General features: G+C 74.9%; 12 protein-coding genes. 1 reads left to right on the plus strand and 11 read right to left on the minus strand.

Features of this window, described 5'->3' with window-relative positions:
- Positions 1-30 precede the first annotated feature (30 nt).
- From ACFVSN_RS07090 to ACFVSN_RS07125, 8 genes are all read right to left on the minus strand, one after another.
- Positions 31-903, minus strand: a complete 873-nt coding sequence (locus ACFVSN_RS07090) for an ABC transporter permease (RefSeq protein WP_380447777.1) — start codon at positions 901-903, stop codon at positions 31-33.
- Positions 863-1723: an ABC transporter ATP-binding protein gene (locus ACFVSN_RS07095; RefSeq protein WP_387953828.1), complete on the minus strand. Its 861-nt coding sequence runs from the start codon at positions 1721-1723 to the stop codon at positions 863-865. The genes ACFVSN_RS07090 and ACFVSN_RS07095 overlap by 41 nt, the downstream gene beginning before the upstream one ends.
- Positions 1720-2226 carry a MarR family winged helix-turn-helix transcriptional regulator gene (locus tag ACFVSN_RS07100; protein WP_387594330.1) on the minus strand — a complete coding sequence of 169 codons (507 nt, stop codon included), beginning with the start codon at positions 2224-2226 and terminating at the stop codon, positions 1720-1722. The genes ACFVSN_RS07095 and ACFVSN_RS07100 overlap by 4 nt, the downstream gene beginning before the upstream one ends.
- A 52-nt stretch (positions 2227-2278) precedes the next feature.
- Complete coding sequence (locus ACFVSN_RS07105) at positions 2279-3115, minus strand: alpha/beta hydrolase (RefSeq protein ID WP_387953830.1); 837 nt, start codon at positions 3113-3115, stop codon at positions 2279-2281.
- A gap of 807 nt (positions 3116-3922) precedes the next feature.
- A complete protein-coding gene (locus tag ACFVSN_RS07110; RefSeq protein ID WP_387953832.1) occupies positions 3923-4975 on the minus strand; it encodes an NAD-dependent epimerase/dehydratase family protein in 1053 nt (350 codons plus the stop codon).
- Positions 4976-4985: 10 nt separating this feature from the next.
- Positions 4986-5471, minus strand: coding sequence for a flavin reductase family protein (locus ACFVSN_RS07115; protein WP_380447769.1), 486 nt, complete (start codon positions 5469-5471; stop codon positions 4986-4988).
- Positions 5468-5956 carry an acyl-CoA thioesterase gene (locus ACFVSN_RS07120; RefSeq protein WP_387594324.1) on the minus strand — a complete coding sequence of 163 codons (489 nt, stop codon included), beginning with the start codon at positions 5954-5956 and terminating at the stop codon, positions 5468-5470. Before ACFVSN_RS07120 ends, ACFVSN_RS07115 begins: the two co-directional genes overlap by 4 nt.
- Complete coding sequence (locus ACFVSN_RS07125) at positions 5956-11745, minus strand: SDR family NAD(P)-dependent oxidoreductase (RefSeq protein WP_387953834.1); 5790 nt, start codon at positions 11743-11745, stop codon at positions 5956-5958. The genes ACFVSN_RS07120 and ACFVSN_RS07125 overlap by 1 nt, the downstream gene beginning before the upstream one ends.
- 380 nt (positions 11746-12125) lie before the next feature.
- Between ACFVSN_RS07125 and cyaB the strand changes: the two genes are divergently transcribed.
- Positions 12126-12680: a class IV adenylate cyclase gene (gene cyaB / locus ACFVSN_RS07130; protein WP_387594320.1), complete on the plus strand. Its 555-nt coding sequence runs from the start codon at positions 12126-12128 to the stop codon at positions 12678-12680.
- A gap of 106 nt (positions 12681-12786) precedes the next feature.
- Here the strand turns inward: cyaB and ACFVSN_RS07135 are convergent, their stop codons facing one another.
- From ACFVSN_RS07135 to ACFVSN_RS07145, 3 genes are read right to left on the minus strand one after another with little or no spacing between them, the layout of a single operon-like run.
- Entirely contained in the window at positions 12787-13743 is a 957-nt protein-coding gene (locus ACFVSN_RS07135) for a carboxymuconolactone decarboxylase family protein (RefSeq protein WP_387953836.1), read from the minus strand.
- Positions 13744-13760: 17 nt separating this feature from the next.
- A complete protein-coding gene (locus ACFVSN_RS07140; protein ID WP_387953838.1) occupies positions 13761-15419 on the minus strand; it encodes an FAD-dependent oxidoreductase in 1659 nt (552 codons plus the stop codon).
- Positions 15416-15946 carry a DUF5987 family protein gene (locus ACFVSN_RS07145; RefSeq protein WP_380447936.1) on the minus strand — a complete coding sequence of 177 codons (531 nt, stop codon included), beginning with the start codon at positions 15944-15946 and terminating at the stop codon, positions 15416-15418. Before ACFVSN_RS07145 ends, ACFVSN_RS07140 begins: the two co-directional genes overlap by 4 nt.
- Positions 15947-16077: the final 131 nt, after the last annotated feature.

Genomic DNA, 16077 nt, shown 5'->3' on the forward strand with positions numbered 1-16077 from the left:
GCCCGTCCCCGATCGGGGACGGGCCCGGGCTCACCGCGCCAGGCGGCCCAGGAGGGACGAGGCGGCGGCGATGCCGAGGAGCGTTGCCACCGTCAGCACCGCGAAGTCGAGCGGCAGGTGGGACGGGGTGCCGATCAGGAGGCCGCGCAGGGCGTCGACCTGGTAGCTGAGGGGGTTGGCCTTGCTGACCGCTTGCAGCCAGCCGGGCATCAGGTCGACGGGGTAGAGGGCATTGGAGCCGAAGAAGAGCGGCATCGTGATGGCCTGCCCAATGCCCATCAGACGGTCGCGGGTCAGCACGATGCCCGCGATGGCCATCGACAGGCAGGAGAAGAACGCCGAACCGAGCAGCACCGCCACCACGACCCCGAGCAGGCGCAGCGGGTTCCACGTCATGGCGACGCCGAGCGCGGCGGCGATCAGGACGACCACGACGGCCTGGAGCACCGCCTTCACCCCGGCGGCGAAGGCCTTGCCGGTGACCAGGGCGGCCCGCGGGGTCGGGGTGACCAGGAGCTTGGTGAGGACGCCGGAGTCCCGCTCCCAGATGATCATGATGCCGTAGAAGATCGCGATGAACATCGCGGACTGGGCGATGATGCCCGGCGCGAGGTAGTCCAGGTACGGGATCCCGCCGGTCGGGATGGCCTTCAGGCGGGTGAAGGTCTCGCCGAAGATCAGCAGCCAGAGCGCGGGCTGGACCGCCCGGGTGTAGAGCTCGGTGCGGTCGTGGCGCAGCTTCTGCAGCTCGACCGCGCACATCGCGACCACCCGGGCCGGCACCAGGCGCCAGCCGGTGCGGGCGCGCGGGGGCACGAGCAGCAGGCCGAGGTCGGGGCCGGCGGGGGACGGTCCTGCGGGTTCAGCCGACGCGGCCGGCTGTGCGGCGGGTACGACGGACATCGCTGAAGTCTCCTTCCGCGTTCTCGGAGCCGGTGAGGTCGCGGCCCGCGAAGTGGCGGAACACGTCGTCGAGGGTGGGGGCGGGCTGTGCCGGGTCCTGCTCGCGGACCTGGGCCTTGAGCTCGTCCGGGGTGCCGAGGGCGCGGATGCGGCCGCGGTCCATGAGGGCGATGCGGTCACAGTGGCGCTCCGCCTCGTCCATGTAGTGGGTGGTGACCAGGACGGTCATGCCGGTGGCGCGGCGGACGGTGTCGACCCGGTCCCACACGCCGGTGCGGGCGATCGGGTCCAGGCCGATCGTCGGCTCGTCCAGGACGAGCAGGCGCGGGGCGCTGACCAGGGCCTGGGCGAGTTCCAGGCGGCGTACCATGCCGCCGGAGTAGGTGCCGGCCATGCGGTCCGCGGCGTCGGTGAGGTCGACGGCGGCCAGCGCCTGGGCGACCCGCGCGGCGCGCTCGGAGCGCGGCACGTCGAAGACGCGGGCGAACAGGGCGACGTTCTCCCGCCCGGTCAGCCCCGACTCGGCGGACAGCTGCTGCGGCACGTAGCCGAGCGTGCGGCGCACCTCCATGCGCCGCTTGGCCGCGTCGTTGCCGAAGACCCGCACCATGCCCGCGCTCACCGGGAGCAGGGTGGTGATCGCGCGGATCGTCGTGGTCTTGCCCGCGCCGTTGGGGCCGAGCAGGCCGAACACCTCGCCGGTGCGCACGGTGAGGTCGATGCCGTCGACGGCCTTGGTGGCGTGGGCCTTTCCCCGACCGTGGTGGAACGTGTACTCCAGGCCGCGGCACACGACCGCCTCGACCTCCGGGGTGGTCATCGCCCGTCCTCCCCCGGCAGGGTGCGCAGGCCCTCCGCGACGCCGCGCAGGGCCGGCAGCGCGGCGGCCAGCGCCGCCCGGTCCGCGGCGGGCAGGCCCGCCACCAGGTGCTCCATGAGCTCGGTGCGGCGGGCGCGCCAGGCGGCGAGGCGTTCGACGGCCTCGTCGGTCACGTACAGCAGCGCGGCGCGGCGGTCGGCCGGGTCGACGTCGCGGCGCAGGAGGCCCAGGCCGACGAGCTGGTTGACGAGCGTCGAGACCGAGTTGCCGGCCAGGCCGAGCTCCTTGGCGGCGTCGGACACCCGCGTTCCGGGGGCGTGGGTGACCAGGCGCAGCAGTTCGACCTGGGCGCCGCGCAGGCGCGGTTCGGTGAGGCCGTCGCGCAGGCGGCGGCGGACCATGCGCTGGATGCCGACGAGGAGGGTGGAGAACTCGTCGGCCAGCGCGGTGTCGAGGGGGTCGAGGGGCCCGGCCTCCAGTGGTTCCAGGGCTTCCGCACTCATGTCTCCATATTAGCTCTCAATAAGAGCTATCTGTCGAGAGTGCGGCTCACATTCAGCTCCCGCAGGTGCCGTCCGTGGCGGACAGGGCTCCGGTCAGGAGGTAGGCGTTGACGGCGGCCCGGGCGCACGGGCTGTAGCCATTCAGGTAGACGGTGTGTACGCGGCCGGGGACGGTCAGCAGGCGGGAGGCGCGCAGCTTGGCGTGCATGCCGAGGGCGCCGTCGTACGGGGTGTGGGTGTCGCCGGTGCTCTGGACCAGCAGCGCGGGAACGCTGTTGTCGACCGCCACCGGCTCCTCGCGCGGTGCGTGCTTCCAGAAGGCGCACGGGGTCGGGCCGTTGTACACCGGGCCGAAGACCGGCTGCGCGGCGCGCGAGCGGGCGACGGCGTCCTGGTACCAGTCGGCGCCGCGCGGCATCGCGACGTCGTCACAGAGGATGCCGATCGTGGCGGCGAGGTCGCGGTCGGCGCCGGTGCCGCGCGCGTCGAGGACGGCGGTCAGCAGGTCGTGCAGGACCGGGGTGACGGCGACCGGCTTGCCGTCGGCCGCGTCGAGCAGTTGGCGCAGGACGCTCGCGTAGTCGACGCTGTCCCGGTCGTCCGACTGGCAGACCGCGAGGAGGAACGGCAGGACGTAGCCGTCGAGTTGGCGCCCGTCGACGCGGATCGGGGCCGCTTCCGCCCGCCGGACCAGGCCCTCGACGGTCGCGCGGACGGCGGCCGGGGTGGCGCCCAGGCCGTACTCGCCGTGGCGGGGCGCGGCCCACGCGGCGAAGTCGTCGAGGGCGCGCTCGTTGGCGGGACCCATGTCCTGGAACATGCGGATGCCGTACCGGGCCGGGTCGGGCACGCTGTCGAGGACGAGGCGGTCGACGCGGCCGGGGAACACCTGCGCGTACGCGGCGGCGAGCAGCGACCCGGCGGACTGCCCGAACCACGAGCCCGCCGCTCTCCGAGGACGCTGCGCACCACGTCCGCGTCCCGCGCGGTGTTGCGGGTGGTGAGGTACGGGAGCAGGTCGGGGTACGTGTCCTGGCAGGCGTCGGCGTCCTTCTTCGCGAGGCGCCAACTCTCCTCGAATCCCTGCTGGTCGGCCCCGACCGAGCGCAGCCAGCTCCCCCGGTCGAGGCCGCAGTCGAGCCCTTCGCTCGCGCCGACGCCCCGCGGGTCCATGCCGATGACGTCGTAGGCCGCCGCCACCTCGGGCGTCATCTGCGCCCGCACGGCGGCGGGCATGTCCAGCCCACGGTCGCCGGGGCCGCCGGGGTTGGTGAGCAGGATGCCGCGGCGTTTGGCGGGGTCGGTGGACTTGAGCCGGGAGATCGCGAGGTCGAGGGTGCGGCCGTACGGGTCGCCGTAGTCGAGCGGGACCTTGAATGTCGCGCATTCGGTTCCGGTGGCGGCGAGTCGAGGGTCCGCACAGGCCGCCCAGACGACCGGCTGACGGCGGAAGCGGTCGGACCCGTCACCTGCTGCCGCGGCAGCGGGACCGGCCGTCGCGACGACGGTGACCGTGGACAGGGCGAGGGCGCCGAACGCCATGGCGGGCTTCATGATGGAACCATAACTACCGCCAGCAGTAGGCCAGTTAGCCCTGAAGGAGGAGTTCGGCGCCGGGCACCTCCTCCTTCGGGCTCATACCCCGGCCACGGCGGCGTGCCCGGACGGCTCCCACCACTCCGGTGCGCTCCGGGGCCTAACCGGGCTCGGCCCGGTGGGCGTCCAGTGCCCGGCCCGCCTGGTGTGCCGTCAGCAGGCCGCGGTCGTGGAGCCAGCGGATGGTGTCCGTCATCGTTTCGGCCGTCGGGCGTGGGGTCAGGCCTCCGGTGCTCGCGGACGCGGCTACCGGGCGGGCGTGGGCGCAGGTGTAGATGGCGCCGTACTCGGCCGGGATGTGCCAGGGCCACAGGCGTTGGGCGGCCGTCGCGAGGGCGCCGACGGGGAGCATCGGGGCGGCCGGGAGGTGGAGGGCGGGCAGGGAGCGGCCGGTGACCTCGCGCAGGGTGCGCAGGTAGGTGCGGGTCGGGACGTGGCGGCCGGGGGCGAAGTGGCGGTTGGCGACGGGGGTTTCGGCGATCGGGTGGGTGGTGAGCAGGTCGGCGTGCAGGCGGGCGGTGTCGCGGACGTCGCCGACCGGGAAGCCGCCGAGCGGCCACAGGGGCATCAGGCCGCGCAGGGTGTTGCGAAGCCGGGTGTTCTGGTCGCCCGGCCCGGGGTCGTGCGGGCCGAGGAGCGCGGGCGGGTAGGTGATGAGGACGGGGGCGCCGTCGGCCTGGTGGCGGCGGGCGATGCGCTCGGCGGCGGCCTTGCTGGCCATGTAGGCCTCGCGCGGCCGGCCCACGGGTGTGTCCGCGTGCAGCGGGCCGGGCCCGGCGGGCAGGAGGGCGACGACGCTGGAGACGTGGACGATGCGGGCGGCGCCGGCCCTGCGCGCGGCACCGAGGACGAGCTCGGTGCCGCGCGCGTTGGTGGCGCGCATGGCCGCGTGGTGGCGGCTGTCGAAGGAGTAGACGGATGCGGCGTGCAGGACGGCGTCGGCGCCCGCGACCGCCCGGCGGACGTCGCGCTCGACGGTGACGTCGCCCGCCACCACGCCGACGGCGGACGGGTCGACGGCGAGCGCCGCCAGACCGCGCTCGGCGGTGCCCGGGTCGCGGGCGAGGATCCGCACCCGGTGGCCGCGGCGGACGAGCTCCGCGACGGAGTGGACGCCGACGAACCCGGTGCCGCCGGTCACGCACACCAACATCCCGGTCTCCTCAGCTCGTCCGGTGGAAGCCGCCGCCGTAGAACAGCAGCGCCCGCTCGTCGGGGGCCCGGTCGGTCGCGAGCACCTCGCCGAGGAAGATGGAGTGGTCGCCGCCCTCGTAGACCTCGGCGAGCTTGCACTCCAGCCAGGCGAGCGAGCCGGCCAGCAGCGGCGCGCCCGTGAACGGGCCGGGACGCCAGTCGACCTCGCGGAACTGGGCGGCCCCGAGCGGGCGGGCCCGATCGGCGAAGTACCGGGCCAGGGCCTCCTGTTCGGCGCTCAGCACGGAGACCGCGAAGGAGCGGACGGCGGTGATGGCCTCGTGCATGACCGCCGTGCGGGACACGCAGCACAGGACCATCGGCGGCTCCAGCGACACCGAGGTGAAGGAGTTCGCGGTCATCCCGTGCACGCTGCCGCCGCCCGTGGTGAGAACGGTGACGCCGGTCGCGAAGCCGGCCATGGTGGCGCGCAGGTCCGCGCCGGCGCCGATCACCGCGGCCGTCCCGCGCCGGCCGAGCCGACCGGGCCCACCGGCCCGGCCGGCCGCAGCGGGTCGGCGTACGGGGCGAGGGCGAGGCGCAGCTCCGGCGGCACCAGGGCGGGGACGGTGTTCGTGTTGGGGCCGCGCATGCAGGCGATCCGCTGCCGGCCGCGGGCGACGAGGAGTTCCTCGACGCCGGCCAGGCGCACGTACTCGAAGCCGAACTGGAGCTGGGTCTGGGTGACCTCCTCCAGCCGCATGCGGACGGAGAGCTCGTCGAAGGCGGTGATCTCGGCGAAGAACTCGCAGTCGACCTTGAGCGTGAACAGTTTGAGGTCGCCCTGGAGTTCGGCGAGCACCCCGGGGGCCTTCTCCTTGAGGAACATCTCCCGGCAACGGCCCTGCCAGCGCAGGTAGTTGACGTAGTAGACGTTGCCGACGAGGTTGGTCTCCTCGAAGCCGACGGTGTGCCGGATCTCGTAGTAGGCGGCGGACATCACTCCCCCTTCCCGGTGAGGACGGCGAGGACGACGGGTTCGTCGCGGCCGGTGACGGTGGTCGCCCAGGTGGCGATCGTCGCGTCGCCGGCCGACAGCACCACCCAGCCGGAGCCCTCGATCCGGTCGAGCGTGAGGGCCTGGCCGGTGGCGGCGGACTTGCGCAGGCACTCCAGGGCGCACCACACCCGGGTGGCGGCGAGGTCCGGCGGGCAGCCGGCCTCGGCCACCAGCAGTTCGCGCAGCGGGAGTTGGGCCTCGCCGAGCAGTGCGGCCCAGTCCGCCTCGGTGCGCGGCCGGACCGTCTCGACGTCGCACGCGAGCCGCGCGCCGTCGTCGCCGACCACCGCCAGGGTCAGCCCGCCGCTGTGCGAGGCGGACACCGCGTGGCCGTCCAACTCCGGTTTGCCGTCCGGCCGGTGACGCAGATCGGCGGGTGCGCCGAGCGCCCGGGAGACGGCGGTGGCGGTGCGGGTGCGCCGGTCCGGCTCGTCCCCGGCGGCCTCGACGACGACGGCGCGGCTGCCGCCGAGCACGGTCTCCAGCCTGCGTTCGAGGTAGGAGCCGAGCACGGCGGGCACCCAGGGTCCGGCGCCGTCGCGTTTGCGGACGGCGACCAGGGTCAGGCCCTCCCAGCGTTCGACCACCCGGCCGTCCGGGGTGCGGACGTCGAGGTCGTAGACGTAGGTGTCGCCGTCCTGGCCGCGTTCGCGGGCGTCCAGGACGACGAACTCGGTGTCCTGGTCGGCGGGTTCGGCGAGCCAGAGGCGTTCGATGCCGCGCGGCAGCAGGGTGGCGTCGGGGACGCAGCACTGGAGGGCGTGCATCATCGTGTCGCGGGTGCCGGGGTCGGCGAGGACGTGGTCCTGCGGGAGGTAGGCCGCGAACCAGGGGGCGGGCGTGGTGGTGGAGACCTCGGCGACGGCGTGCCGGGCGCTCGCGCGGCGGTAGTCCAGGAGGCGCTGGAAGCGTTTGCCCTGGAACAGGACGCTGCCGTAGAGCTCGGTGACCGGGTCGACGGGGACGGTGGGCAGGTCGAAGGCGGCGGAGCGCGGGCCGCCCGGGACGGCGGGCCGGGGGTAGCGCAGGCGGGCGCGGAAGTGGTCGGCGGCGAAGCCGGTGTCGGCGGTGCGCAGGACGACGTCGACGGTGCCGGTGTCCTGGACGAGGGCGGCGACGCGCAGTGTGGTGGAGCCGCCGGGGCGCACGGCGATGGGCCGCAGGAACTCGACGTCCTCCAGCACCGGCGGTCCCGCGTGCCCGCTGACGGCGCCCGCGACCTGGGCCATCGCCTCCATGCCGAGGACGGCGGGGAAGAGGAGGTCGCCGTCGAGCTGGTGGTCGAGGAGGTACGGGTCGCTGCCCTCGGTGAGGTCGGCCTCGGTGACGAGCTCGACGCCCGGGTAGTGCGCGAGGACGCGCTCGACGAAGCGGCCGAGCGGCAGTTCGGGCCGGTCGAGGGCGAGGGTGGGCAGCCCGGCGGCGCGTCCGCTGACGACGACGGCGGGCCCGGCGGCCGGGTCGGCGAGCAGTTCGCGCAGGACGCGGATGCCCTCGTCGGTGGAGATCGGGGTGATGCCCTCGCGCATCAGCGACTCGACGACGCCGAGGCGTTCGCCCATGCCGGCGCCGGACCACACGGACCACTCGATCGCGAGGGCGCGGGCGCGCGGGTGCCGCTCGCCGAAGCGCAGGGTGAGTTCGGTCATCCAGTCGTTGGCGGTGGCGTAGTGCGCCTCTCCGCGCAGGCCGGCGCGGCCGATGATGGAGCCGAAGGTGATCAGGAGCTTGAGGCGCTCGGGCGTGACGGCGGCCAGGACGGCGGCCAGGCCGCCGGTCTTCGGGGCGAGGGTGCGGCGGAAGTCGTCGGCGGTCAGGGCGGTGAGGGCGGCGGGCTCGTTGCGGCCGGCGCCGTGCAGGACGGCGGTGACCGGGCCGAGGGCGCGCTCCAGGCGTTCGACGGCGGCGGCGACCTGAGCGGCGTCGGTGACGTCGGCGCGCTCGTAGTGCAGGCGCAGGCCGGCGGCGGTCATCCGGGCGAGGTTGGCGGCGAGTTCGGGGTCGGTGGCGGGGTCGGCGCGGCCGACGAGGGCGAGGGCGGCGCCGGAGTCCCGGGCCATGGCCAGGGCGCACTCGGCGGTGATGCCCTTGCCGCCGCCGGTGACGAGCAGGACGTCGTCGCCGTCGAGCGGGGACGTCAGGGGCCCGGCCGGGGCCGTCAGCGGGCGCAGCACGGGCACCGTCCTGGTGCCGTCGGGCCGGTAGCGGACCTCGCTGAAGCCGGTGGTGGCGGCGGCCTCCGCGACGACCAGGGGAACGGCCTCCGGCGCGAGGGGGTCGGCGAGTTCGACGACGGTGGTGGGGACGGACGGGTGCTCCAGGTGGAGCGTCTTGGCGAGGCCGGTCGCGCCGAGGCGGTGCTGGACGACGACCAGACGGGTGCCGGCCGGGGCGGTGGCGGCGGCGCGGCCCGCGGCGAGGAACAGGTCGGCGTCGTCGGGGCCCGCCTCGGCCGGCAGGCACAGCAGCACGCCGTCGCCGATGCCGGCCCCGGCGAGGGCGGCGCGCAGCGGCTCGGCGGGCGGGTGTCCCGGCGTGCCGAAGGCCGTCCAGCGGCCGGGCGCCCCCGTGGCGGCGGTCGCGGGCAGCGGCGCTTCGACGTGCTCGACGGCGAACGGGCGGACCCACGGCGCGACGCCCGCGACCTCGGCCGTCGGCGCGGCGCCGTCCTCGGCGGTGCGCGCCAGTCCGTCGATGAGGTCGGCGAGTTCGCCGAGGCGGACGGTCGCGTAGCCGGTGGTGGCCTCCAGGGCGGGCAGGCCGAGCGCGCGGGTGACGTCGTTGACGATCTGGCCGACCGTGATCGAGCTGAGGTGCAGGTCGTCCATCGGGTGGGTCGAGGAGGTGACGGACTCCAGCGGCAGCTCGACGCGGTCGGCGGCGAGGCGGCGCAGGAGGTCAAGCGTCGACTCCCCGGTGGCCTCGACCGGAGCGGCCTCGACGGCCGTCTTCGTCGGCGCGAGCAGGGCGGCGTCGATGGCCGGGGCGGACTCGCAGGGGCTGGCGAGGAACGTCATGGCGCCGTCCTCGGGCAGCGCGCGGATGAGCCGCCCGGCGAACAGGGCCTCGGTCCGGACGGGCGCGCCGAGCACGTGGGCGGCGGCGACGACGCGCAGCAGCGGGCCGAGGGACGGGCTGTCGGTGTCGACGGCGAGGACCGGCCGGTCCGGTGCGATCTCGGCGAGCAGGCCGGACAGCACCCGGCCGGGGCCGACCTCGACGACCAGGTCGGCGCCGGCCGCGGCGACGGCGGCGGCCTCGTGGAAGCGCACCGGCAGGGACACCTGGTCGCACAGCAGCGTCCGCAGGTCGGCGTCCGGGTCGAGCAGGGCGCCGGTGACGGTCGAGGCGTGCGGGCGGACGGGCCGGGCGAAGTCGACGTCGCGCAGCCGCTCGGCCATCGCACGGGCGGCGGGGGCCACCAGCGGGGAATGGAAGGCGTGCGAGACGTTGAGCCGGGTCGCGGTGACGCCCTCGGCCGCGGCCCGCCGGCAGGTCTCCTCGACGGCGGCGGCCGGACCGGAGACGACCGTCTGCCGGGGGCCGTTGTAGCCGGCGACGACGACGTCGAGGCCCGCGGACAGGCGCGCCACGTCCTCCGGCGTGGCGGCGAGTCCGGCCATCGCGCCGCCGCCCCGGCTCGCCTCGGCCATCACCTGGCCGCGCACGGTGGCCAGGCGCAGCACCTGCTCCTCGGTGAGCGCGCCGGCCCAGTGCAGCGCGGTGAGTTCGCCGAGGCTGTGGCCGACGGCGGTGGCGGCGCGGACGCCGAGCCCGTCGAGGACGCGCAGCGCGGCGAGCGAGCCGGCGACGATGCGGGGCTGGGCGACGCGGGTGTCGACGTGGTCGGCGCCCCGCGGCAGCCCGGCCAGGCGGTGGACCTCGTCGGCGGCGGCGAATCGGCGGCGCAGCGCGCCGACGGCGCCGCGGCCGGAGCCCTGGCCGGGGAAGAGGTAGGCGATCCGCGGCGGGGTGCCGGTGGAGGCACCGAGGAAGACGCCTTCGCCGGGCAGGAACCTCACGCCGGCGCCCGCGTCCTCGGCACCCGCGTCCGAGAGCAGCGCCACCAGCCGCTCCAGTGCGCGGACGGCGTCGTCCGGCGAGGTCACGACGAGCGCCGCCCGCGCCCGCGCCCCGGTCAGGCGCGCGGCCGATCCGGCGGCCAGGTCCGCGAGTTCGGCCTGGGCCAGCTTGGGGACGATGCCGAGCAGGCGCTGCGCCTCCTCGCGCAGGCCGGCGCGGTCGCGGGCGTCCAGGAGCAGCAGCTCGGCGTCCTGACGGCCGGCCACCAGGCGCCCGGTGTCGGCGTCGACGGCGGTGCGGCGGCGGGCGCCGGGGACGGCGGCCACCGCGATGTGGGTGTTGATGCCGCCGAAGCCCATCGCCGAGACGCCCGCCCGGACCGGCTGGTCCTCGGGCCACAGCTCGGCGGCGCCCGGCACGTACAGCGCGGCGCCGTCGCCGAGCAGGCCCGGGTGCGGGTCGTGGTGGCCGGTGCCCGGCGGGATCACCTGGTGGTGCACCGCGAGCGCGGCCTTGATCAGGCCCGCGACGCCGGCGGCGGCCTTGGTGTGCCCGAAGTTGCCCTTCACGGTGCCGAGCGCGGCCGGGCGGGCCCCGGGGGCGGCGGCGCGGCGGGCGGAGGACAGTGCCTCGATCTCGGTGGCGTCGCCGAGGGCCGTGCCGGTGCCGTGTCCCTCGAAGTAGGAGACGGTCTCGACGCCGTACCCCGCCTGCTCGTAGGCGCGGGCGATGGCGAGCCGGTGGCCGCCCGCCTCGGGGCGGGTGATGCCGCCCTTGCCGTCCGAGGAGACGCCCCAGCCGGCGATCGTCGCGTAGATGCGGCGGCCGGCCGCGAGCGCGTCGTCCTCGCGCATCAGCACGAGCATGCCGGAGCCCTCGCCGGGCCAGAAGCCGTTGGAGTCGCGGTCGTAGACCTTCATCTCGCCGGTGGCCAGCGCGCCCGTCTTGGCGAAGCCGATCACCTCGAACGGGTCGATGGACAGGTCGACGCCCCCCGCGAGCGCCACGTCGAGATCGCCGTCGGCGAGCGACCGGGCGGCGGTGATGACGGACAGCAGCGACGAGGAGCAGGCGCCGTCCACGGTGTACCCGCCGCCGCGCAGGTCGAAGTGGTTGCAGATCCGGCCCGCGATGGTGTTCGCCAGGCCGCCCGCGAGGGAATCCTCGTCGATCGCCGGGAAAGGCGCCTTGTAGGCCGGTTCCAATTCCGCCAGGAACTCGGCGGCGGCCTCCTCGGACCAGCCTTTTCCGGTGAGCGCCGCGGCGACCGTCCGGCGCACGTAGGGCCAGCGCAGGCGCATGATGTTGGCCCGCGAGAATTCCCCGGTGAGGCTGTTTCCGACGACGACCCCGGTGGACTCGGCGGGAAGTCCCTCCCCTCCCGGGAATCCCGCGTCGGCCAGTGCCCGGGCGGCCGTGTCGAGGGCCAGCCAGTGCGTCAGGTCCGTCGAGCGGTAGGTGCTCCCGGCGACGCTGTAGGCCACCCGGTCGAACGTGAAATCGCGGAGCACCGCGGCCTTGCTCGCGTAGAAACGGTCCGGCGCGGTCCGGTCGGCCGACCAGTAGTCGGCGTGGTTCATCCGCTCGTCCGGCAGTCGCCGAAATGCCCGGCGCCCGCCCAGGACGTTCTCCCAGAGTTCGTTCGGGGAATTCGCGTCCGGGTACCTGAGCCCGATTCCCACGATGGCGACCCGCTGGCTGCTCACGTATTCACCGCCCCTTGGATCCGAATTGACGACCCGCCACCCCGCACCGGGAACGGCACGCCGTATCCGAATCAAGGCTGCCCGGCCGGGGCCCGGGTGTCTACTTCGAGCGTGCTTTGCGCCAGCCCCGGGAGGGGTTTATTGCATAACAGCGTCATCCCTGCTTTGCATAACGGCGTCATCCATTGTTTCCATAACGGCGTCATCGGATTCGGCGGCCGACGGGGCTTTTCGGCCAACTTCGCGACGGCCCCCGGAGTAGTCCGTTCGGGTGAACTGCGCGCTCCCGCTGACCTGCCCGCGGCCCGGCCGTGATGATCTCTGTCCGGCACACCGCCGGCACGCCACCCGGCACCCACGCCCACGGACAGGGGACGCGCGTGAAGTACATCGAGGTCGAGCAGAAGTACCGCCTCCTCGGCCCGCCGGACGACCTGCGGGCCACCCTCGCCGGGCGCGGTGGCAAGCCGGGCGAACCGTCCCGGCAGGTCGACACCTACTACAACTCCCCCCACCGGGACTTCCTCGCCGGCGAGGTGGTCTCCGAGTGGCTGCGGATCCGCGAGGGGGACGACGGGGCCTCGGTCAACTTCAAGCTGTTCCACCCGGTCGAGGCGCCGGTGAAGACCCACTGCGACGAGTACGAGAGCGCCGTCGAGGACGCCGAGGCCGTCCGCCGGATCCTGGCCGCGCTCGGCTTCACCCGGCTCACCGTGGTCGACAAGGTCCGCGAGGAGTGGACCGCCGACGGGATCGCCGTCGCCTTCGACACCGTGGCCGGGCTCGGCGACTTCGTCGAGTTCGAGTTCAAGGGCGAGGCGGGCGGCGTCGCCGAAGCCACCGAACGGATCGAGGAGTTCATCGCGGACCTCGGCGTGCGCCTCGGCGACCGCATCCACCTCGGGTACCCGCACATGACCCTCGGCCTGGGCTGAGCAGCGGCAGGCGGTCGATCGAGCACGACGGCCCCGGACACGGCGAAGCCCCCGTCCACCCGGGCGGGGGAGCGCCGGGCGGGCGGGGGCTTCCGTCAGTGGCGGATCAGAGGGACAGGGGGACCGTCCCGGCCGCCAGCCGGCGGGCGGCGGTGAGGGACGTCCAGGCGGTCAGTTCGATCAACCGGGCGTCGCTCGGGGCGGTTTGACGGGCGGCGGCCACGACGGCGTCGTCCACCTGGTAGGCGGCCTTCGCCGTCAGGAGGGCGAGCCGCCCGGCCGCCCGGTGCTCCGGGGGCAGGGACGAGAGCGGCGGTTCGAGCCAGGCCCGGCTCAGGCCGGGCGGGGTGCCGTCCCACGCGGCCAGTTCGGCGGTGACGAGTGCGCGGACGGGGGCCGGGACCGCCCGTTCCCCGCCCTCGTCGACGGCCGCCGCCGCCCGCGCGAAGGCGCCCGCGATGCTCGGGGTACCGGCCGCCCACAGCAGGTCCTCGGGCAGCCGGGCCGCGGGGAGCAGGTCGAGCGAACCCCCCGGTGAGGGGGCCGCGTTAGCGCTCTGCCGGGCCAGCCGGCCGAGCAGTGCCCGCGCCGCCCGGCGGGCCGCCGACGGAGCCTTGGGCGGCATCGGGCTGTCGCCGAGGAACAGGCTCACCATCCGGTTGAGGTAGTGGAAGGTGGCGGCCACCCCCACCAACTCCGGTGCCAGCGCGGGCGGGAAGGGCTCCAGCGGGCCCTCCCCCACGGACCCGCCGAGGGCCTCGATCGCCGTCGTGTGCACCTCGACGCAGTACGGGCACGCGTTGGCCCGGGAGACGGCCGCGGCCACCGCCTCCTTCTGCGCCCGGTCCGCCCGGCCCGCCGCGACGAGCGTCTCGCGCAGCATCATCCACGCCGCCGCCAGCACCGCCGGGGCCGGCGCGTGCAGGGCGACGGGCGGTGCGAGCATCCCGAACTCCCGCTCCACCTCGGCGTAGACGCGCGCCACCGGGGCCCCCGCCCGCGCGGGGCGGACGGGGGCGACGTGGCGGACCTGGCCGAGGGAGCCCCTCAGCGCGGTGCGCAACAGTGGTCCTGCCATGGCTACTGGCCCAGCAGGCCGGGCAGCTGGGGCTTCACCCCGCGCCGTCCGGCGGTCTCGCCGCCGGGGCCGGGCGCGCCGTACTCGACGTCCACGCCGCGTTCCCGGGCGGCCCGCACGATGCCCGGGACCGCGCGCTCGGCGAGGGCCGAGATCGTGAGCGCCGGGTTCACCGTCAGGGCGGCCGGGACGGCGGAGCCGTCGGTCACGAAGATGCCGGGGTGGCCGCGGAGTTCGTGCCCGTCGTCGAGGGCGGAGGTCTCCGGGTCGTCGCCGATGCGGCAGGAGGCGAGCGGGTGCACGGTGTAGGCGCCGACCACGTCGTTGGTCCAGGGCATCACGCGGGCCAGGCCGTCGCGTTCGAGGATGTCCTTCACGGCGGCGTCGGACTCGGCCCAGCCGCGCAGGGTGCTCTCGGTGGGCACGTAGCCGATCGGCCCGCGTCCGAGCATCTGCTGGGAGATGCGGACGGCGTTGCCGGTGGGCGGCGGCGGGCCGAAGACGCCCTCGTTGTCGTCCTCGACCATGGTGAAGATGGTCAGCCAGGACTGCCACTGCCGGACGAGCTCCTTCTTCTCCCGGCCGAACCAGCTGGGGCCGGTGGCGTCCGGCACCTGGGCGAGGATGGTGCCGAAGCCCGGCGGGAAGTAGAGCTGTTCGAGCGAGTAGCGGGAGCCCACCGGCCTGGACCCGTCGAGGGCGTCCCAGCTGGCGACGACCGGGCCCTTGCCGATCTGGTTGGCGCCGTAGGCGGCGAGGCCCTCGCCGCGGCCGAGGCCGAGCAGGTCGCGGGCCTTGTCCTCGTCGACGACGGCGGTGTTGAGGCGCTCGCCGTTGCCGGAGAAGTAGCGGCCCACGGCGTGCGGCATCCGGCCGAGGTCCGCCTCGGAGCGCTGGAGGATGACGGGGGTGGCGCCGGCGCCGGCCGCGAGGACGACGATCTTCGCGTCGATGACGCCGCTCTCGTGGTGGACGCGGTAGTCGACGTCGTCGATGACGTTGTAGTGGACGCGGTAGCCGCCGTCCTCGGTGCGGGTGAGCTTCTGGACCTCGTGCAGCGGCCGGATCTCGGCGCCGTGGGCGAGCGCGGCGGGCAGGTAGTTGAGCAGCAGGGAGCGCTTGGCGTCGAAGCGGCAGCCGGCCATCATCCAGTTGCAGTTGGTGCACTTCGCGCGGTCGATGGCGGCGGGCACCGGGTTCGCGGTGCGGCCGGCGTGCGCGCAGGCGGCGGCGAACAGGCCGCCCGCGTAGGTGACGTCGTTCCAGTCCTGCTGGGTGATCGGCAGCGCCTCGGCGACGCGGTCGTACCACGGGTCGAGGGCCTCGCGGCTGACGGCCTTCGGCCACAGCCGCGCGCCGGTGGCGTTGACGCGGTCGAAGACGAAGCGCGGGGCGCGCGGCATCGCGGCGAAGTAGACGACGCTGCCGCCGCCGACGCAGTTGCCGCCGAGCAGGCTCATCCCGTCGCCGACGACGAAGTCGAAGATCCGGGTGTAGGAGGAGCCGAGCAGGAAGTCGTGCTCGAAGTCGCCGGCCGTCAGCCAGGGGCCGCGCTCCAGGACGGTGACCTTCGCTCCGCCCGCGGCCAGGTGGTACGCCGCGATCGCGCCGCCGAAACCGCTGCCGACTATGAGGACGTCGGTCTTCTCCGTGGAGGTCATGCCGGGCTCCCTGTCGCCGTCGTGTCCGGGTGGATCTCGGCCAGCGGGCGGCCGTAGGAGAAGTCGGGGAACCGCCACAGGGCGTCCTCGCCCGGGTCGAAGAAGCCCATCGCGAGGAGGCCCGGGTGGCCGGCCGCCATGGCGTCGGTGGTGTGCAGGTGGGCCGCGGTGTCGAAGGCCATGTTGCTGAAGAGGGTCAGCAGCACCCACAGCTCCTTCTCGGGGTGCCGGGGCGACGTCAGCTCCCGGGCCAGCGCCGTGCGGTCGTCGAAGGCGAGCGCGACGAACGGCGGGACGTCGTCGTCGAGCGCGAGCCCCCGCCCGGCCGCGAAGGCGCGGGCGTGGCGGTTGAGCGCCTCGGCGTAGTCGTCCAGGGCGGTGGAGATCCCGGTGGCGGGCGTCTCCAGGAGCTCGATCGCCCCGGCCGCCACGGCGCCGCCGCCGGCCGAGACCCCGGCCACCGCCCGGTCGTCGGGTGACCTCTTCTCGCCGGGGACGATGGTGTCCGCGAATGCCTCCAGGGTCATCGTTCGAGCCCGGTACTCATCCGATATGTCGGAGCGCACTGGCGTCTCCTCGGGTTCGTGGGTGGGAAAGCCGGGGGGCCGACACCGGTGCGCCCCGTTCGGAAACCGGAGCGCGGGCACCGCCACCCCCC

Origin of the sequence: Kitasatospora sp. NPDC057904 (assembly GCF_042887925.1) — a bacterium.
Classification (GTDB): Bacteria; Actinomycetota; Actinomycetes; order Streptomycetales; family Streptomycetaceae; genus Kitasatospora.